The organism is Metabacillus arenae, from assembly GCF_014773385.1.
Lineage (GTDB): Bacteria > Bacillota > Bacilli > Bacillales > Bacillaceae > Metabacillus_D > Metabacillus_D arenae.
On sequence record NZ_JACXAI010000003.1, the window covers coordinates 185,688 to 206,039 of the forward strand.

Below are 20,352 nucleotides of genomic sequence, written 5' to 3' on the forward strand. Positions count from 1 at the left end.
TCTCCTCTTCTTCCATCCTCCTGATTCTAAAGTAGCTTATAAAAGATATGACATCTATAATCATCATGACAGTTAAGTGGATCTTGGGTATGAATGGATACTTTCAATTAAAAAAGTGATCTATTGAATATGATCTAAGATAATGATTATACCCAATCACTGCTCTTTTCATATATAATTAAATTAAAAAATTTCTAATTTTCAAAAAACAAAAATGTAAGGGGGTTCATATGAAGAAAAGATCAACCAACTACTATTTTCGCTTGATTACCTTTATCATCCTTTTAACGACTGTTCCTGTTATCATTGTTGGATTATTTTCCTATTTAAAATCTTCTGAGGTTATTCAATCAAATGTTGCGAAAGAAAAACAACAAAGCATTTATCAAGTTCAAACCAACATTGAACTAGTTTTAAAAACCGTTGATCATTCCTTAACAAATTTTGTTTCTTCTTCTCAACTTACGGACACGCTAGCAGAGCCATTAATGCCAACCCAATTTCAGCTATATAATCGGGTGAGAGAAGAATTAAGCCACCTGCAAACATATGATACGGGATTGAACGATGTGTTGTTAGTCAGTCTTCAGGAAAATTGGATTATTAATAACAGCGGCCTTCAAAGACTTAATACGACACAAGCAAAGGAGATTCAGAATAATTATCTCTCATTACCAACAAAATCCACATGGTTGATGGAAAAGAAAAACAAGCTGTTATTTAATCCTGATGTAAACGAATCCTGTACGTATCACATGAATCTCGTTAAACAGCTGCCTCTTAATAGTGTAAGGAAAACAGGAGTTGCTGTTGCAACCATTCCTATTTGTGAATTTTCAACGATTACTTCTCAAAATCTTGATGTAGAAACGACCGTCATTTTAAATGAAGAATTCCAAGTCGTTGGTCATAGTACATTTAAGAATATCGGGAAAGATTTTTCCAACCATGAACTAATAAAAAATTTGCAAAATATTGAACAGCGTTCAGGTCAATTTAATATGGATATTGATGAAATCGGTTACAAAATTACTTTTCGAAAATCAGACTATAATGATTGGACTTATCTCTCTTTAATCAAAATAAAAGACCTAAATCAACAATCGAGTTCCATCGGTTGGTTTACATTTTTTATTTGTACAACCTTACTCATCTTATCTTTATGTATTTCATTCATAGGTTCAAATCGGATTTATCGGCCAATCCTTAGACTTCAGGAAATGATTTCAAGTAGGTTTAACCATAAATCAGGGATTGAGCATCGTAATGAATTTGATTTAATTGAGTATCAAATTCAGCATATGTTAGACCAAAATGTACAGCTGGAACAAAAGGTGCAAGGTCAAGTAACTCAATTAAAGCAGTTTTTCATGGTTAAGCTTTTACAAGGAAAAGTGAGTACAGATGAGTTACCGACTAAGCTTGCTTCCTTTGGCTTTAACCAGCAATGGAGAAAACTTTGTGTGTTTACCCTCCAAATTGATTCGTTTGAGGGGACAAGCTATAACAGTAAAGAAGAGGATTTATTGTTATTTACCATAAACACAATGATTGAGGATCTTTTTCCTAGTCATACTAGAATGACGCCGATTGTCATGAATCGTACTCAAGTCACGGTCTTTCTAAGTCATCATGAATCTGACAAAGAGTACACATATTTTATCAACGGCCTAGCCCAAACCATTCAAGAAAAAGTAAAGGAAGAATTAAACATACCTGTAAGCATCGGGATTAGCTTGCCGTTTATGAACTTGACTTCAACGATTCATGCTTATAAAGAAGGCCTTGAAGCATTAAAGTACACCATTAAGTTCGGGACAGAATCCATTATCTTTTTTGAAAATCTAGAAAGAAGTACATCGTTCCATACCTTCTTTCCAAAACAAATCGAGAATGAATTATTCGATGCGATTAAAATTTGTGATAAACCTAAAATCGATGAACTGCTAAGCAACTTACTAGCTACAATAGTGGAAAAGGAGTCAAACCATACTCATTATCAAATTTCCATCGTACGATTGCTTAATGATTTGATTGAATTAATGCAAACATTAGGAATTGAAATTATTGAATTAGATAACAAAAAGACGCTATTCGATCATTTATATGAATTAAAAAAAATATCGGAAATACACTATTGGTTTAGAGATGTCATTATTTATCCACTCATCAAAAAGATTGAAGAACGGACAGAATTTCAATATAAGAACCTTTCTGATAAAATCATCCATATCGTTCAACAAGAATTCGATACAGATATAACACTAGAAACAATTGCCGCAAGACTTCACTATAATCCGAACTATTTAAGCAGTATTTTCCGAAAAGAAACGAACATTTCATTCAGTGAATACGTATCATTGTATCGACTAAATATGGCAAAAAAATGGCTAGAAGAAACAAATATGTCTGTAAAAGAAATTTCTGAAAAGCTGAAATATAATAATTCACAAAACTTTATTCGATCATTTCGTAAAAATGAAGGAACGACACCAGGTAAGTATCGGGAGCTTAAAAAGGCCCAATAATCTATCAGCACTTTCTTATGTTAAACCGGAAAAAAGGAGCTCTCTAATTTGAGACAGCTCCTTTTTTTGGGATGAGAAAGCTTAAGATAATTAAAGTAATAACGAGTTAAAAGTTTGAGGTTATGATTGTCCGGCTCAGGCATTATTGGTCATAAGCCAATCCGTCTGGGAAGGTTAAAGCAAAGCCTTACAGCCGGCTCGCTCGCATGCTTGTCTCCGAAGGACACGCGCCTCTGAGCTTTTCTTCCTTCAACTATCTTTTATACTCTTCATTCAACTCCTTAATAATCTGATACCCGCCATTTTTTCTCCATTTCTCAATTTCTTGCTTAAATCCTTCCTCATCCAATTCCCCTAATATAAATTTGAAAGTAGCACCATCGATTATCTTTCTAAGTTCACTCCCTTGTTCTGTAAACATCGGGGAGAACAATGCTTCTGCAGGATTTGTAACAAGGAAATTTTCATTATCCTCTGTTAATTTATCGAATTTTACTCGCATGGGATCACTTTGATTTGTATAGGAACTTGTATTTAGACTTTTTAAAGCATGATATGGTTTTACATCACGAGCCAATAGCCCTTTATTCTCCTCAATAATTTCAAACGTCCCATCTTCAAGTTTTCGATAATGCACTCCCTCAATCCCTATTTCCATCAAAGTAGCGATATCACTTTCTGCCATTCGATCCAAAAAGGCTAGGACCTTTTTAAGCTTCTCTTCAGTTTTTACCGAAGCCTTCGGAATTGCAAACATTCCGCCATGACCGCCAACTGCCCAAACATGTTCCTTTCCATCGGGACCTTTGATCCGATTGGTGATATCGATTTTTGCATTCGGGTTTAATTTTATTGCTTTATTCCTCATATCGATGGCATCAACCATATTCCCGATATAAATGCCGGCTTGCCCTTTAATAAATAACTCTTGTTGTTGATCTTTACTAGTGATTGTAAAATTGTGATTTATTAATTTCTCATCATACAGTTTCTTCATGAACTTCATTGTGTTCATATACTCCTCTGTTTCAAAGTCAGGAATTAGCAAGCCGCTTCTTTCTCCCCACTCATTTGGTGTTCCCATGTAGGAAGCAAGGGTTTTAAATACCCCATATGTTAAATCATTTCGATCTGTGAAACCAATCGTATCATGCTTCCCATTTTGATCAGGGTCATTGTATGTAAATGCTTTTCCTATGTTGTATAAATCGTCTACTGTATCAGGCATCGGTAAAGATAAATTTTGTAACCAGTCTTTACGGATCACAACACCTTGTCTTGAAAGTGGTCTTTCTCGGTAAATTCCATAAATTTTTCCTTCTACTGAAATATTATTTAATATAGTATCATTCATATTTCTTAAATTTGGATATTCATCTAAGTAAGGTCCTACTTCCCAGAACATGCCTGATTTTAAAGAATTTAAGACAGAAGAGGCTTTAATGTCTGTGATGGTCACAATTTCAGGCAATTTCCCTGATGCCAATGCAGCATTTAGCCTGTCTGCTTGTATAGCATCTGGTACCCAGATTATGTTAATCTTGGTGTTTGTCACTCTCTCAATCTTCTTTATAATCACATCACTTGGTGGTTGTTGTTTATGCAGGACCGTCATCCAGTCCAAATCTAAACCAGAATAATTAAGCGGGTCTTGCTTTCCCCTCAAAGACTCCTTGGAAACAACAGCTTTTGAATTTGCACACCCTAATAAAACGCCAACTAGTATTACAACTAGAAACAAAACTCTTATTTGCTTCATTTTCCCCCTCCAAAATGAAATTCATCCTTAATATGAAAGCGCTTACTATATCATTATTACTAATATAGCATAAAATATTTAAAAGCTATTTTTTTCACAATCTTTTTTCTGAAAAGTTAGTTAATTGTGATAAAATACTAGACAGAAAGGTACGTTCAGGCTGGCAAAATGAATCGTATGCAAAGAAAACAGTAGTGATTTTACGAGTATTTAGGAAGCGATAGACTCTATCCGCGTTCACCCATTACAGCCTGCCATGGTGTATATTTATTTAACAATATTATGAATATAACAGTTCTGGACTTGGTGCTGCTAATAAAATGATCGAAAATGTTATCAGAAACGGAAATAGAGGAATTAACATTCTAAAAAATTTTTAAGTTTGCAGTTGGCTGGGTACCGATAGTTAAGAGGTAGAATCTTCAGGGAGGCTTTTATATGACAAATCTATTATGGCCAGATGGTGCACCGTTTCTAGAATCAGTACAAGGCTATTCCCCAACAATTAGCCTTTATCTAGCAGATCGTCATGACAAGCATGGTGCTGTCGTTATTTTTCCAGGCGGTGGTTATCAGCATCGTGCACAACATGAGGGAAAACCAGTCGCAAGATGGTTGAATAATCTAGGTATTTCAGCTTTTGTGTTAAACTACCGGGTATCACCATATAGACACCCTGCTCCATTGGCAGATGCTCAGCGTGCGATTCGCTATGTCCGCCACTATGCAAAGGAATGGAACATTGATAAACAAAAAATTGGAATCTTAGGCTTTTCAGCAGGTGGACACCTCGCTTCAGCAATATCAACTAACTTTATGCAAAAATACTATGAATCTACTGATAAAATGGATCTTGAAAGCTGTCGGCCGGACATAGCAATCCTTTGTTATCCAGTTATTTCATTCACACAACATTTTCACGAAGGCTCCATTCTAAACTTGCTTGGAGAAAGCTCATCTGATCAGCTTCGTGTCTTATTATCTAGTGAAAATAATGTTTCTGCTGGTACACCGCCGACTTTTCTATGGCACACAGCTAATGATGCGTCAGTGCCTGTTGAAAACAGTCTTCTTTATGCACAAGCTTTAAGTAAAAACAATATCCCCTATGAAATGCATATCTTCCCAAATGGTCGCCACGGCTTGGGACTCGCTGAAGATGTTCCGGACGTCGGGAAATGGACTGAGTTGTGCAGAGATTGGTTGATTCAACAAGGTTTTTGAGCTTTAATGAAAATAACCTTAGCCGATCATACAGGGCTAAGGTTATTTAATAATCTATGAAATTCCTACATACTCAAACCAATCAAAATCTGCATAGTTATGACTTTCTTTTCCATTGCTGCTTACATACATACCAAGATAGGCACCGACAAATCCTCCTGCAAGGTCGGTACTTAAAATTCTTCCATCTACATTTTCCTTTAACATGATCCACTCTTCTGATCTGACCCCATAATAAAAACTATAATCTTGTCCAATTGCTTCTACTTTGAAAAATAATCTCGGGTTATTTGAAAGCTCTGATGCCAGTATTTGTTCTTCCCCGGCTTCTCTTTTCACTAAGCGGACAAATGAATTTTCGCCAATTTTCGTTACTACTAATCGGAATTGATAATTATGATTTTGCAGAAGTACTAATCCTGCTGATTCTGATTCATTTTCAGGTTGAAACTCCATAACAGTTGTTGCAGCAAAATGAATATGCTGCTGACGCCTCCCAATAAAGCTAGGGTTGGTTTCTTCTGTAATAGAATCTGGCTTACTGTGTAGTCGTAAAAATCCGGGACGTTCTTCTAATGACCAAAAGTCTCCTCTTGGAGTACGAATGAAATTCCATTGTATGCTTAACTCATTTGAATCAAAATGATCACAAACGGGCAGAGATGGCCATCTTTTTTCTTTAAGTCTAGGACGTTTCCCTTCGAATTCAACGATTCCCTTGCCTGGATTGACAACTGGCCAGCCATTTTCCCATGTGAACGGAACTAAAAATGTTTCCCTTCCAAGGTTTCGAAATTCTCCACCATATGGGCGGGATGCAAGACATGTCATCCACCAATCCCCATCCTGTGTCTCAACGATATCTGCATGGCCGACATTTGCAATCGGATAATTCCTCCCTAAATGACGATGTGTCAAGATTGGATTTGTTTTACAAACTTCATAAGGTCCTGTAATTTCTTTACTTCTAGCAATGGTAACCGAGTGTGTAAAGCCAGTTCCACCTTCTGCGATCATTAGGTAATATAAATCATTCACCTTATATAAATGGGGAGCTTCTTGTGCATGAATTTGTTTCAATGCACCATCCCATAGGCTGAACTTTGGACCTGTCAGCTGCTTAGTTTCTATATCAAGTTCCTGCAGCCAAATCTCCATATGCTTTGGATAATTCTGTCCCGCGGGAGGCATTCTATTTCCCGTATAATAGACTTTTCCATCGTCATCAAAAAATAATGAAGGATCAATACCAGGTGCATCAGTGAGCCAATTCGGATCAGACCATGGACCTGAAGGATTAGTTGCCGTTACATAAAAATTTTTCCGAGCACCAGTTTGACTCACAACAAAAGTTGTTATCATATAAAATACGCCATCGTGATAACGTATTGTTGGCGCATAAATCCCTCTTGAGCTTGGCGTACGATCTAAATTCAGCTGGGATGGTCTGTCGAGCACATGACCAATTTGCCGCCAATTCACAAGATCTTTACTATGAAAAATCGGCACCCCTGGAAAATACTCAAAGGTAGAAGTGACTAAATAATAATCTTCTCCTACTCTGCAAATTGATGGATCAGGATAAAAACCAGGTAAAATGGGATTTTGAAAAGTCTCCATACGTATCAACCCTTTCTATCAAATCTTATTTAACATTTCTAGTAACCAATCAATGGACTGATCACCGCAAATTTCATGGTTCCCCTTAAAAAAGTGATGTGCTAAAGCATCTCTGCGATCAAAGTCTTGGTAGATTTCATTTAATGTTTTAAGCGCCTCTTCTACTTGCCTAATAGGAAACAGATGATCCCTTGTCCCAGCTTCAATAAAAAGCGGTCTCGGCGCTATTAAGCCAATAAGCTCTGGCATTTCGGCTAGCTGTAAAATGCCAGGAATATAATTATCAAGACAATGTCTTCTTGCCATGATACTTCCTTTAAATGTGTTCGTATAACCTGTAATGACTGTTGCTTTTATTCGTAAATCCAGCACAGATGTAAACGCTGCGACAAGACCTCCTCCTGAAAACCCCATACACCCAATTCTTTCTGGATCCACTTCATCAAGTGAAGATATATAATCTAGGACTCTCCTGCATTCAAACACTCGCAAACCGGGCAATGTCTTCCCCATTAACAGCAATTGACTAGCTAATGAAAAACAGGAATTTACTGTAGGTAAATTTGAGTGGCGATCCTCTGCAAGTTTACGATCACCAAAGCCAATCATTTCAGGGGCAGCGACAATCATTCCTTTTCGAACAAGCTCTAACGCAAAATTTTTATGAATGCCTGGTTCCTCAAGGTTTTCTGTCCCATCTGAATTCATCCCGATTACTTCTTTACTTCCATAACCATGACCATGCAAGGCAAGAACCACTGGAAGTTTCGTCTTTTCTTTCCGTTTTGGGATAAGAACATAGACTGGGGCTTTCAAGGATTCAGTTGTTGTGATTTCAACTCGTAATTGTTTATAATCATCTGTTTCTACTTTTTCTAATAAAGCAGGCTTTAATTTCTCTTGTGGCGGAATAGAAAACTCACCCATTGATTTTTGAAAGGGAGCTTTAAGATTTTGTTTCCATTCTTCATTATAAGTTTCAGTATCATTTCGGACTGTCTGATGATATAGTTTTTCTATATATTGACCTGGATCCCACATCATTGTCTCCTCCCAAAAAATCCCCAGGATCACAACCTTCTCAAAGGGTGTCGAATTTGATTGTTGATCACTTACTCTTTAATGGATCCCAGCAACGCACCTTTCGTAAAATGCTTCTGTAAGAAAGGATAAACCAATAACACTGGAATAGTCGCGACAACGATAACTGCCATTTTTACCGTTAGCTCTGGAGGCGGAACATCGGTAAATTCAGAGCCGTCATAGCTCAATCCACTAGCTAAAACAACAATTTGACGCAACAGCACTTGAACTGGCCATAGATCGGAATTATTAATATACAAAATCGCATGCATGTAAGTGTTCCAATACGTTACAGCATAGAATAGCGAGATTGTAGCAATTGCTGGCATCGAACAAGGGATAATGATTCGGAACAAAATCCCAAAGTCATTACAGCCATCAATCTTTGCTGCATCTTCCAATGAGTCAGGTAATGCTTGGAAAAAGCTTTTTAAAATGATCATATTAAATACATTAATTGAAACCGGGATAATCAACGACAATAATGAATCAAGCAGCCCTGTATATTTCACGACTAAGAATGTTGGAATCATCCCGCCATTGAACAGCATCGTGAATACAAAGAAGAACATGATCCCCCTTCTGCCAACTAAATCCTTTCTTGATAATCCGTATGCCGTTAATACAGAAAGAAACATACTCCAGACCGTTCCACCCGCCGTCACCGCAATGGATACTAAAAGTGACCGGAAAATAGTATCAGTAGAAAAGATATATTTATATGCTGCTAAACTCCATTCAGTCGGAAAAAGAACAAATTGTTTTTCGGCTAATTCAGCACTCGTTGTAAATGAACTAGCAATGACGTGAATAAAAGGCAGCACCGTCACTAATGCAATAATTGTTAGTAAAAAAATATTCGTTATGTTAAAAATCCTGCTGCCTAGAGATTTATCTTCAACCATTGTTATCCTCTCCCTCCTTAAAGACCAATTAATAGATTCCTTCTTCGCCATTTTTCTTAGCTAACCAGTTTGCAAAGACTACTAGGATGAGCCCTACGATCCCTTTAAAAAAACCAACCGCTGTACTGTAACTAAACTGACCTTGCTTTAATCCCGCTGTATACACATACGTATCAAAAATTTCTGCTACTTCCCGGTTTGCTGCGTTCAACAGTAGAAAGACATGCTCAAAACCAAGCTCAAGAACATCACCTATTTTTAAAATAAGCAGAATGATAATGACACTCTTAATGGAAGGCAGTGTAATATGCCACATTTGCTGAAATCGATTGGCCCCATCCATTCTTGCTGCTTCATATAATTGGGGATCAATAGCAGCCATTGCTGCAAGATAGATAATCGTCCCCCATCCAGCTTCCCGCCAAATAACCTGTGTGATATACATGGGACGGAACCAATCTGGGTTTAAAAGAAAATTAATTTGTTCAAATCCTAAAGCAGCCAATAGTCCATTAATAATTCCTCCATCGAGCGTGAGCATAACGTATCCAATCGACACGATAATGACCCAGGACATAAAATGAGGAATATAAATTAATGTTTGAACTGTTCTTTTAAAAGCCATAAACCGTACTTCATTTAGCATTAGTGCTAATATAATTGGGATTGGGAAGAAAAAGATCAAATTTAAAGCGAACAAAATTAAGGTATTACCAAAGATCATCCAAAAATCCGGCTCTGAAAATAGGCGTTCAAAGTGTTTAAAACCAACCCACTCACTGCCGGAAATCCCCAAGTATGGTTTATAATCTTGAAAGGCAATAATTAGTCCATACATTGGAATGTATTTATAAATGATGAAATACAAAATTCCAGGTAATAGCATGAAGTAAATCCATTTATTTTTCTTAATTTTTCTCATGAGTTCATTACGCCTTGTTTCCTTAGCAACGATAAGATCTTTTTTAGTAGCTATTTCACTATTCATTGTCGTCATCCTTTCCAACAGGGAACTCTAGCACCCTCTTCATTCGATTTTTTGGATTCATAGATTTGGCCAAGGTATGAAGAGGCTGACTCAGAGCAAGGGGTCAGCCTCTTTCATTCACCAGCAGTTTTTAAATCATGATTGGGACTTGGAATATGACTCATTGAACTCCTTGATAATTTGATCTCCTCCCTGCTTTTTCCACTCTTCAACAGCTACATCAAACCCGGCTTTATCAATTTGACCAAGCATATATTTATAAGCCGCATCTTGAATGATTTGATTTAATCTTTCGCCTTTTTCAATATAGGTTGGTGAATCTAAAGGAACGGTTGGATCATGGATTAAATAATTCTCATTATCAATGATCAATTCTTCTGCTTTAGCTTTCACCTCATATGTGTGCAGGCCATCATATCTTCCATTTGTATCAGGCTCGCCAATTTCAAGTGCTTGATAAGGCTTTACTTCCCGGTCTGTTAGCTCAAGATCTTCTACAGGCTTTGCTCTTCCTTCCTCAACAGAATAATGTTCTCCTTCTACTCCCCAGAAGATTAGATTTGAATGTTCCTGAGCCACTAATTTGTCAAAAAAGCTTAAGATACCTTTTAGTTCTTGCTCATCCTCAACCGCTGATTTAGGGAATAATACGAGCGAGCCATAGCCAGGTAATGACCAAATATTGTATTTCCCATCTGGGCCCGTTATCTTATTTTGTACTTCAAATTTGATATCTGGGTTAAGCTTGGCAGAATCATTGTAAAGGCTGATTACATCTCCCATTGATCCTACATATATTCCAGCTGTTCCATTTTTAAACAATGCTTGTTGATCAGGTTTACTTGTTACAGGAAAGTCTTGGTTCATTTAGCCGTTTTTTCTTAAATCCTTAAAGTAATTCATGGTGTCTACATATTCTTGAAACATGAATTCAGGAAGCAGTTTACCGTTCTTTTCTCCCCAGCCATTTGGTGTACCAAACCATGAAGCGACTGTTTTAAATGCTCCGTACACTAAATCATTGCGATCAGTGATACCCATTGTGTCATCTTTTCCATTTTCATCTGGATCCTCTTCTGTAAATGCTTTTGCCATTTCATAGACGTCTTCAATTGTTGTCGGCGCTGTGAGGCCTAATTTATCAGCCCAGTCTTTTCTGTAAATAATTCCTTGCCTTGATAATGGCCTGCCTTGATAAAGGGAGTAGATCTTTCCATCAACCGCAGTATTATTAAGTATTTCTTCTTTCAATTTACTTAAATTTTCATATTCATCTAAATAGGGGCCAATCTCCCAGAACTGACCATCACGGATTGCTTCTTTAAATTGAAGGAATGTTGTTTGGTTTTTCATAAATACCGCCTCAGGAAATGAACCTGTTGCAAAAGCTGTGTTTAATTTTTCCTCGTAATTACTGTCTGGAACCCATTGAATGGTTAATTTCGTGTTTGTCTTCTCCTCTAACATCTTTTCAATTTTGTCTGATGGAACCTCTGGTGTATGAAGATTTGCCATAATGGAAAATTCCACTGGACCATTACTATTATTTTGTCCGCCTTCTCCCTCTTCTTTTGAAGCGCTTTCATTTGAACAAGCAACAAGTGTGCTTAATCCTAATGACAGGATACAAAATGTACTAATGAACTTTCGCGAACTGATCATTCTCCCTTACCCCCATTTTCTCATTTTTTGTTTGCTGCACATTTACAGACTAACTTCCTGGAACCATATCGTATATAATCACTTCCTCATATCCCTTGAAAACGCTTGGTTTAATGGAAGTCATGTCTTAAAAACTAAGAAAATGATTATCGAGTTACTCCACTATCAAATCATAAAAAAAGGACTGTCAAGGAATGTCGACAGCCCTGTTGTTTTGTTATCAATCATAAATATATTTTTCGATTGGAAAATGAAGTTCACGAATTCCTTCTACTATCAATCTAGAAATCTCAATTGCACCATCCAGGCAAAAGTGGGTATTATCCTGCACACCATCCGGATAATTTGAATGATTGCCTTGGTCAAGCCAGAGAAAGATCTTCTTCGACTCCTTGTAACCTAATTTTTCAAAATACCTTTTACTTCTCTCCGCTAAATCAATAACTGAAACATTCCTCTCTTTTCCAACTTGGATAACTGCTTCTGGGTAATCACCGTGAGTTTCTTCAAAATTCCCATTCAGATCAAAGCTTCTTCGCTGCACCGGTGTAATTAATAGTGGTATCGCTCCAATGTTTAAGGCGACATCAATAAACTGATTAAGATAATATTTAAAATCTGTGAATGGCTCTGTATACCTTTCATCCTTTTTGGCGTCATTATGTCCGAATTGAATGAAAAGATAGTCCTTCTCTTTTATTTTCTTTGCTATCATATTTAATCTTTCTTCTTTAATAAAACTCTTTGAGCTTCTACCTGATGCTGCTTCATTCACGATTTTAATATCATCTGTAAAAAAGTGGTTTAACACTTGGCCCCAGCCAGCCTGAGGAGCCCTGTTTTCGGGATATGTAGATGCTGTAGAATCTCCCGCAATAAAAATTGTCGGTCTCGTTAAATGGTTCATGTGTAGTTGCCTCCTATCTAAATACTGAAATAATGTCTATTCCTTTCTTCGTTATCAAAAACCATTATTTATATGTAGTATGATTTTTGACCGTATTCATCGTAAATAACGAAACAAAAACAGCCTATTTTCTAACTTTGTTTACCCATTATATTGAGTAAGTAATTATAGTTTTCAACGTAAACAACGATAGGACTTTACTTGGAGGGGTGGGTATGATAGGCTGCATGCCAGATGAAACAACGGCTTCATCCTTTCAAGACCAATCATGCCCACAGAGGCTCCAAGTCAAGTCCTTAAACGCTTTTCTATGGTTACATGTAAACAATGATAAAAGGTGCACCATATCAATGATTTGAAACGGATACTATATATAAGGGCCAGTTTGTGGAATGAGGAATCTAACCTCTTACAAAAAGACGAACCATCCTTCTGACAGTCCGTCTTTTCACAGTATTACTTTGGATTCCAACCCTTCAACACATTCTCAACCGTAAACTGTTTAGCTTCATCATCTGATAGTTGTGGACGAGAAAGATTCACACCTGGTCCTTCGTTTTGATACTCAAAAAATCTAGCATCTTTTGCACTGAAGCCCGACATATCTGTCCACCCGTCTTGATGAATATGTGCACCTAATTCGCAATTTTTAAAAACAACACTTGCAACTGCACTTGGGTCCCTCCCAGGATGCCATGGCCTGCCTAGGTATACGGTTCCATCGGCAGCTTCACTCGTTAATCGACTATTTACAAAGAGAAAGCCATAAGGTTCATTAATATTTGTACTTGCTGCTGTGATATATCCATTATTTGTTGTGGAACCCCGGTCCACTGAAACGATATCACAATCTTCAAATACCGCTCTTGCTCCTCCGAAAATAAAGTCAACATCCCCTTCAATATAACATTGGCTGAAATATTGAGTTCCACCATTTGCGTAAAGAGTATCCTGATTCCCAATAAAGCGAACATTATGAAAGGTCATTCTATCACTACGTGTATAAACGGCAACTGCTTGGGAGCCTCCTTCTACGAGACTTTCATCAAAGGAATTTTCCATCGTCAAATTTTTTGCAACAAAGTCACTCGCATAAAGGTAAACAGTCGCACTTCCGCCTGTCCCATATGTGCCGCCTTCTGGTCTTGGCTTCTTCGCGTAATTATCATATGTGAGAATTGTTTTTTCAGGATTTTCTCCAATTAGTGAGATAAATGGTTTGTTAGCAGGTACTTTTACCACTTCTTTGTACACACCATTTTTAAGAAAGATTTTCACAGGCTCCGTGTTATTTGCTGGAACGGCATCAATCGCTTCTTGCACGGTTTGGTAATCGCCGCTGCCATCCTTTGCAACAACTAGTTTAATAGAAATTGTACTCAAATCTTCCGTACTGTCTCCCACTCTTATCATTTCTCCTTAATCGTATCAAATTCTTTATTGGTATCGTTTTCTACTTCCGAGAAAGCCCTTTCATTTAAAAACATACTAAAACCAGGAGAAAAAGCTAACAAACATACAAAAATAATGAGAAGCCACCTTTGTAAATCCTTCCTCCTCTTTTTCAATCGCATCCTTCCTTTCTAAGGCAATTTTTCTTACAATTCTGATTATAGGTGATTGAATTAGAGAAACCATATAATCAGTTGCTTAGAGATGGGTAGGAAGACTTAGAAAAGGGAGAATATAAAAGTTGTTGAGCATAAGGAGAGAAAAAGATTATTTCTTTTTTACCAGTTTAAAAGATACTGGTATGTTTCCGTCAAGCATGGTTGTTATATTTTCTATTTTATAAGCGTATGAATATTTTTGATAAGCAAACTCTTAGTAAAGGATGTGGTCCCTTTTGTGTATAAAGATGCGAAACTTGACATCAACTCTAAATAAATTAACCTTTTCTCTTATGTTGGCTGGTTATAAAGCTTGTCCCCCTCATTGGAGTAGAAAAGGGAAAAAGCCCAAACATCATTCCTTATGGTTTATCACAAAAGGAAATGGAGAAGTTGTACTAAACGGTAAAAAAGATAGGCTTTGTCCAGGTAAACTGATTGTATTTACACCTGAAATGGTATGTGATAAGAAAGTATCCGGGACTAATCCTCTGGAGTTTTATTTTGTCCGCTTTTCTTATGCATTGGCATTTGAGGAAAAAGACAGGTGGCATTTTAAACAATCTGGAGATGCAGCCTTCCCACTAAATGGGGTATACACAATTAATAATAGCTCAGCTGTCGTTTTGCTGTTGGAACAACTCAATGCATTATCAAAACGACGAGGGGCAACTATTTCTATGCAGCAGAAAGTTGTTTTTCAAGAGCTGTTATTAACCTTTATAGAAGACTTCCACTCTCAGTCTATTAGCGGTGATAGTAAAAAAGCAATTGAGGGAACGATTGAATATATGGTCAATCACTACAAGAATTCAATCACTTTGCCTGAATTAGCAAATATAGCAGGTTTAAGTGTAAGTCACTACTCCCGGCTGTTTAAAAAATACATTGGCTTAAGCCCGATTGATTACTTAACACATTTACGAATTGATCGTGCTAAAGAGTTACTTGTCCTTTCTGATATTCGAATCAAAGAGGTTAGTCAAAATGTTGGATATGTGGATGAGCTATATTTTAGCCGAACGTTTAAAAGAATTGTCGGTATTTCCCCTTCACAATTCTGTGATGATCAAAAGTTAATTTCCCAGTAACAAAGGTGTAAGCGCTTGATCACCCTCGGGATAGTAAGTCGCTCATGAATCGAACTTGTTCCTTATCTTTCATTCATGAGTGGTTGACCTAAAAAGGGATTAGCTGCTGGATTCTCGGTCCCAAACGCTTATCCAAAGTACAATTTTCCGCAAAATCAAAAAGAGTATCTGCTCTTTTGCAGACACTCTACTTAAATCATTGTCATGCATTAACCTTGAAATACATTTCCTTCACTTTATCTTTAGATTTTCGTTTGCGCCGTACGGTCTTGTAATTGATGGACAGATACCTCACCCCAACGTAAATCATCCACTCGATACGTTTCAATTAATTCTTCATCCAGCTCAATTCCTAATCCTGTTATTCCCCGCTCTGGAATATGTAAATATCCATCTTTGTATTGAACTCTATTTTTTACAACATCACCGATATAAAGTTCTGGCCCAGTCGGATCAGAAGTATAAGTTAAGTTCACGAGTGCCGCACCAAGATGTGCCATCGCTGCAGTACCAATTGATAGTTCCTGTGTTGTCCCTAGGATGACACTTTTTCCAGCAACTTCTGCGGCGGCTGCAGCTCTTTTCGCTGCCGTTAAACCACCAATAAAGACTGGGGAAACATTAAAGATGTCAACTGAATCATGCTTAATCATTTCATATTGCTGCCTCGTACTCCAAACATGTTCGCTGATTGGATAATCTGTTCTCATGCGAATGTGATGAAAACCTTCATGATCATTTGCATGTGCAGGACTTTCGATCATTTCGAGCCCCAAATCATATTTCGTTAGCCTTTTAACTGCTTTTAAAGCTGTCTTCCAATCAAGTAAGTGACTAAAATCTAAAGATTTAATTTTTACTTGATTACCAAATTCGCGTTTGACAGCATCTAAAAATGCCTCATCTGCGTCCAAATTTTTCCCAACATATAATCTAAACACATCAAAACCTTGATTTAAGCGCTTTCTTACAACTTCAACGTTTTCTTCTACTTCTTCCATAAAACGCATTCTAAAGATTGGGTAGCATACCTTAATTTTTTCTCTTATTCTACCACCTAACATATCAGCAACAGAAATACCCAAATATTTCGCACACAGATCATGCAGTGCAGCATCTATACCGTTTCGAATGAAGCTTCCTTTTTCATAGTAGTACATTGCTTCCGGAAAATTACCTGCAAGCTCTTTGTTTAGTTTCATAATATCAAATGGGTTTTCACCTACAAGAACTGACTTTAGTACATTCTTTAAATCCTCAACATCTGGTGCATAGCGGGGCAGGTGAGAAAAGTCTGACATTTCCCCAATCCCCACTAAACCTTCGTTCGAACTAACCTTAACAATAATATGTTTATTTATAAAACCAGTATGACGTGGAACACCAACTACTGTTAAATTAATATCTGTAATTTTCATTTAACCATCATCCTAACAATTTTAGAGTTTTTACTGGTAAACTTAACTATCGTTATGTAGATTGTGTTGTAGATTAATAATGAATATTCTACGAAACTGGAATTATTTTTCCTGTTTTAATGGATGGAAAGAATTCCTTTGCAGCCTCGACTTGTTCTCTCAGGACGTGAGCTTGAAGCTTTCATTCCTCTCCATGAAGAAGCCAGTAAGTTTAAGCCCTTTTAATGAAATCTTTAATTGACTGATTGAGGTGTTAATCCCCAGGCATCAATAAGGTTTCGTAATTCGATTTTATCTTCTGCCTTAAGTTCTGCAACTGGTTCTCTTGTAACGCCAGCATTTAAGCCTATTTGTTTCATTGCTTCCTTAATTACTGCGACATTGTTACCATTGTTATATTTTGCTCTTAGATTTTCGAAAGGCAGAACTTCTTGCCATACTTTCCATGCAGCTTCATTGTTATTTGATTGTAGAGCTTCCAGCATTTCAAAAGATTTTTCAGGATACAAGTTTACTAGACCTGATGTAAACCCCTTTGCCCCTGCATTAGAAAAAAATGGCGCCCATTTCTCTGCAGTACCACATATCCATGTCACATTGTGCTCTACAGGAACAGTTTGAACCGCTTTTGCAAATCTAGGTAAATCATTAACTGCATATTTTACACCTACCAGCCTTTCTAGCGGAGCTAACTGAAAAAGAATCTCATCACTTAAGTCGGGATCCTTGAAATAGATCACAGCAGGTAAATCCACAGCTTCAATAATGTTTTTGAAATATTCTATTGCCCCTTCATTTGTAATATAAGGATGAATGGGCATATGAATCATCACACTATCTGCGCCAACCTGTTTCGCATAATTTCCCATTTCAATTGCTGTGCCTACGGAGTAACCAATACCAGCTAAAACAGTTGCTTTACCATTCACATATTCTACAACTCGTTTTATTTCTTCTTTTGCTTCTTCTATCGTTAATGAATAAAATTCACTTGTGTTCCCGCAAGGAACAATTACCTTTACACCTTTTTTAATTAAGAACTCTACATTATCCTTTACTCCATTCCAATCAATTTCTTTCGAATCTTTTTTAAATGGAGTAATTGTAATACCAGAAATAGTTTCAAATTTTTTACTAAACTCAGCGTAATACATAGTTTCCCCCTTAATTAAAGTCGAAGACTTCTAATAGACTTTGGACTTAGATATCCGTTTTCTGTGATAGCGTTTTCAATAAACTATAAATAAAATATTGCTCTGTATTTTTACAGAACAAGTTATTGATCTTTCGTTTTTGCTGCATTTAAAACATCATGAACCGTTCTCAATATATGCTGCTTCATTACTTTTTCTGATAACTTAGGGTCCTTTGATGTAACTGCATTATATATTCTTTTGTGTTCAGTAAACCCTTCATGTAATTCACTTTCTTCCTCTAAAGCTCTTTTACGAAAGGCTTTGTCAAAACTAGAGATATTGTCTAAGATTTGCGAAATCATTGGACTATCTGCAGCTTCTTTGATCAAACTATGAAACTTTGTGTTCTCCTCTACCAATCGATCTACTTCATTTTTACTTAAAAGGTATTCCATATATTCGATTTGATTTTTTAAGTCTACTTCGTTTTTTTCGGTCAATTTAATTGCTGCAAGCTTTGCACAAACCCCTTCAACTGCAGCTCTTAACATTTGTACCTCTTGTATACTCGTCTCAGCTAATTCCGAAACATATGTCCCTTTTCTCGGAATTGTTTCGACTAACCCTTCATAGCCAAGCATTCTAAATGCTTCTTTAATTGGTGTTGTGCTCACACCCATTACTTCTGAAAGCTCTCGTTCTTTTAAATGTTCACCAGGCTTAAAGCGCCCTGTCACTATAGCTTCTCTCAGTGATTCAACGACTATCTCCCTTAACGATTTCACTTGTTCAGTTTTTATTGAAAATAACTCACTGTTCATTTTTCTTTCACTCATAAAAAGCTCCCCAATTATGACATAAACTCCATTTTTGTTTTCTTTGATATCTGATATATCATATATTATCATAGACTAATTTTTCTGTAAATAATGAATTGACAAAAATATGCATACCATATCCTTTTCTAATCCTACTATGACCTGAGTTTGACTTAAATTATTCATTAAAATAGATGAACCTGCCTTTTTATGGTAGTTCATCTATTGAACAGTATAGAAAATTACATCTGCTAGTTTAAAATTTCTTTACACAATAAGTTGAATTTCATTGTATGCCATTAACAGTGGAGCTACTCCATGTCCATTGTTTTGCACAATTTGTTCACCACTCACATAATACTTAAAGCTGCCGTCTCGAATCACACCTGTTTCAGGATGTTTGCCTAATCCCGCACTTTTACATATACCTCCAAGCAATATATTACCATCCTCTTCACGGATATATTGCTCAAGTGTACCATCAAATGCTGCTTTTCCGTGTTTTTTATACTCATCTGACAAGTAACCCAACCTTACACCTTTTAAGATTGCATAAGCAAGCATCAGTGTTCCGCTTGTTTCCAAATAATTTCCTTTTTCATCGCTGAAATCTACGACTTGATACCACATACCATTGCTATGCTGATAACACAGCATCCCATCTACTGCCTCTTTCAAAAGACATTTTAATTCATCTGTATTTACATCCTCACTCTCTAGTAATTCAAGTGTGTCAACCAGTGCCATAGCAAACCAGCCAACTGCACGTCCCCATACATGAGGTGAACGGCCTGTTGTCTTGTCACACCAAAACATTCCACGACTTTCGTCATAAGCGTGCCTATATAATTGAGTTTCTTCATCAAAGAGAAATTTTCGTACGTTTCTAAATTGATTAAGTGTGTCAGAGTAATTCTTTTTCTTCTCAAATTCCTTTATATACTGAACATAGAAAGGCTGTCCCATATAAAGACCGTCCAACCAAATTTGATTTGGATAATTGGTTTTATGCCAAAAATTCCCGCTTTTTGTCCTCGGATAGGTTTCTAATTGTTTATAAATTAAATCTAGTATTCTCTTATACTTTGGATCTTGTTCTTTCTTATAAAGGGGAAAAAGAATTGACGTCATTCTAATTTGGTCAATGTTGTAGTATTGGCTATCTATTCCCTCAACCATTCCTTCCTCATTAAATAGACTGTCTATGTATTTCTTTACAAAAGAATACTCTTCTTCACTGCCAGTATGACTATAGCTGTCTAAATATGATTTTAGAATACAACCTTCAATATAGTGCCACCTTTGTAAATACCAGTTGCCACTTCCATTCATATACTGCCTTTTGAGTTTTTCAACCATTTGATATGACATCTCAATTACCTCCAAATTTAGAATTATTATCAAAAAATTCAAAAATCGGTACTCGGTTATTATTTAAAAATAAATTAAAAACGGTGTCAAGAAATCTTTTCCATCAAATTTGAAGGAATAATTTTATTTTATCTAAATGTAATTGAAGTTTTGTCCCTACTAAAAGCCAATTTTACTTAAATAATCAGAATAATAACAAAAGTCAAATAAATAAGCAAAAAAATGTTTACTT

14 protein-coding genes and 1 pseudogene are annotated in these 20,352 nt (G+C 36.5%); 3 read left to right on the forward strand and 12 right to left on the reverse strand.

All coding sequences use genetic code 11. The annotated features are described in order from the left end of the window. The first annotated feature begins 230 nt into the window (after positions 1-230). On the forward strand, positions 231-2,528 hold the full coding sequence (locus IC621_RS04070; protein WP_191155997.1) for a response regulator transcription factor: 2,298 nt from the start codon (positions 231-233) through the stop codon (positions 2,526-2,528). A gap of 253 nt (positions 2,529-2,781) precedes the next feature. Here IC621_RS04070 and IC621_RS04075 read toward each other — a convergent pair whose 3' ends face one another. Beyond that, positions 2,782-4,287, reverse strand: coding sequence for an extracellular solute-binding protein (locus IC621_RS04075; protein WP_191155999.1), 1,506 nt, complete (start codon positions 4,285-4,287; stop codon positions 2,782-2,784). Between the two features lie 438 nt (positions 4,288-4,725). Here IC621_RS04075 and IC621_RS04080 point away from each other — a divergent pair, with 438 nt between their 5' ends. After that, a complete protein-coding gene (locus IC621_RS04080) occupies positions 4,726-5,511 on the forward strand; it encodes an alpha/beta hydrolase (RefSeq protein WP_191156001.1) in 786 nt (261 codons plus the stop codon). A gap of 54 nt (positions 5,512-5,565) precedes the next feature. Here IC621_RS04080 and IC621_RS04085 read toward each other — a convergent pair whose 3' ends face one another. From IC621_RS04085 to IC621_RS04115, 7 genes and pseudogenes are all read right to left on the reverse strand, one after another. After that, entirely contained in the window at positions 5,566-7,131 is a 1,566-nt protein-coding gene (locus tag IC621_RS04085; RefSeq protein ID WP_191156003.1) for a glycoside hydrolase family 43 protein, read from the reverse strand. Positions 7,132-7,149: 18 nt separating this feature from the next. Beyond that, on the reverse strand, positions 7,150-8,175 hold the full coding sequence (locus IC621_RS04090) for a dienelactone hydrolase family protein (RefSeq protein ID WP_224752300.1): 1,026 nt from the start codon (positions 8,173-8,175) through the stop codon (positions 7,150-7,152). Positions 8,176-8,243: 68 nt separating this feature from the next. Then, a complete protein-coding gene (locus IC621_RS04095) occupies positions 8,244-9,119 on the reverse strand; it encodes a carbohydrate ABC transporter permease (protein WP_191156005.1) in 876 nt (291 codons plus the stop codon). Positions 9,120-9,147: 28 nt separating this feature from the next. Next, positions 9,148-10,041, reverse strand: a complete 894-nt coding sequence (locus IC621_RS04100; RefSeq protein ID WP_396652971.1) for an ABC transporter permease — start codon at positions 10,039-10,041, stop codon at positions 9,148-9,150. Positions 10,042-10,242: 201 nt separating this feature from the next. Next, positions 10,243-11,769 (reverse strand): annotated as a pseudogene (locus tag IC621_RS04105) (extracellular solute-binding protein). A 220-nt stretch (positions 11,770-11,989) separates the two neighbouring features. Then, the gene (locus IC621_RS04110; protein WP_191156009.1) at positions 11,990-12,676 is read right to left on the reverse strand and encodes a rhamnogalacturonan acetylesterase; all 687 of its coding nucleotides are present in this window, start codon (positions 12,674-12,676) and stop codon (positions 11,990-11,992) included. Positions 12,677-13,132: 456 nt separating this feature from the next. Beyond that, complete coding sequence (locus tag IC621_RS04115; RefSeq protein ID WP_318153000.1) at positions 13,133-14,080, reverse strand: pectinesterase family protein; 948 nt, start codon at positions 14,078-14,080, stop codon at positions 13,133-13,135. 442 nt (positions 14,081-14,522) lie between these two features. On the opposite strand from IC621_RS04115, the gene IC621_RS04120 reads away from it, so the two are divergent. Next, positions 14,523-15,377, forward strand: a complete 855-nt coding sequence (locus tag IC621_RS04120; RefSeq protein WP_224752301.1) for an AraC family transcriptional regulator — start codon at positions 14,523-14,525, stop codon at positions 15,375-15,377. 242 nt (positions 15,378-15,619) lie between these two features. Here IC621_RS04120 and IC621_RS04125 read toward each other — a convergent pair whose 3' ends face one another. The 4 genes from IC621_RS04125 to IC621_RS04140 form a co-directional block, all read right to left on the reverse strand. Next, on the reverse strand, positions 15,620-16,795 hold the full coding sequence (locus tag IC621_RS04125; protein WP_191156013.1) for a mandelate racemase/muconate lactonizing enzyme family protein: 1,176 nt from the start codon (positions 16,793-16,795) through the stop codon (positions 15,620-15,622). Positions 16,796-17,028: 233 nt separating this feature from the next. After that, positions 17,029-17,949: a dihydrodipicolinate synthase family protein gene (locus tag IC621_RS04130; RefSeq protein ID WP_191156015.1), complete on the reverse strand. Its 921-nt coding sequence runs from the start codon at positions 17,947-17,949 to the stop codon at positions 17,029-17,031. A gap of 122 nt (positions 17,950-18,071) precedes the next feature. Beyond that, positions 18,072-18,767, reverse strand: coding sequence for a GntR family transcriptional regulator (locus IC621_RS04135; RefSeq protein ID WP_191156017.1), 696 nt, complete (start codon positions 18,765-18,767; stop codon positions 18,072-18,074). A gap of 249 nt (positions 18,768-19,016) precedes the next feature. Beyond that, complete coding sequence (locus IC621_RS04140) at positions 19,017-20,120, reverse strand: glycoside hydrolase family 88/105 protein (RefSeq protein ID WP_191156018.1); 1,104 nt, start codon at positions 20,118-20,120, stop codon at positions 19,017-19,019. Positions 20,121-20,352: the final 232 nt, after the last annotated feature.

Excerpts from the sequence above, each read along its gene's own strand:
- IC621_RS04100 (WP_396652971.1), bottom strand. The coding sequence starts at position 10,041 with ATGAGAAAAATTAAGAAAAATAAATGGATTTACTTCATGCTATTACCT.
- IC621_RS04130 (WP_191156015.1), bottom strand. The coding sequence starts at position 17,949 with ATGTATTACGCTGAGTTTAGTAAAAAATTTGAAACTATTTCTGGTATT.
- IC621_RS04075 (WP_191155999.1), bottom strand. The coding sequence starts at position 4,287 with ATGAAGCAAATAAGAGTTTTGTTTCTAGTTGTAATACTAGTTGGCGTT.
- IC621_RS04080 (WP_191156001.1), top strand. The coding sequence starts at position 4,726 with ATGACAAATCTATTATGGCCAGATGGTGCACCGTTTCTAGAATCAGTA.
- IC621_RS04135 (WP_191156017.1), bottom strand. The coding sequence starts at position 18,767 with ATGAGTGAAAGAAAAATGAACAGTGAGTTATTTTCAATAAAAACTGAA.
- IC621_RS04125 (WP_191156013.1), bottom strand. The coding sequence starts at position 16,795 with ATGAAAATTACAGATATTAATTTAACAGTAGTTGGTGTTCCACGTCAT.
- IC621_RS04090 (WP_224752300.1), bottom strand. The coding sequence starts at position 8,175 with ATGATGTGGGATCCAGGTCAATATATAGAAAAACTATATCATCAGACA.
- IC621_RS04085 (WP_191156003.1), bottom strand. The coding sequence starts at position 7,131 with ATGGAGACTTTTCAAAATCCCATTTTACCTGGTTTTTATCCTGATCCA.
- IC621_RS04110 (WP_191156009.1), bottom strand. The coding sequence starts at position 12,676 with ATGAACCATTTAACGAGACCGACAATTTTTATTGCGGGAGATTCTACA.
- IC621_RS04140 (WP_191156018.1), bottom strand. The coding sequence starts at position 20,120 with ATGTCATATCAAATGGTTGAAAAACTCAAAAGGCAGTATATGAATGGA.
- IC621_RS04095 (WP_191156005.1), bottom strand. The coding sequence starts at position 9,119 with ATGGTTGAAGATAAATCTCTAGGCAGCAGGATTTTTAACATAACGAAT.
- IC621_RS04070 (WP_191155997.1), top strand. The coding sequence starts at position 231 with ATGAAGAAAAGATCAACCAACTACTATTTTCGCTTGATTACCTTTATC.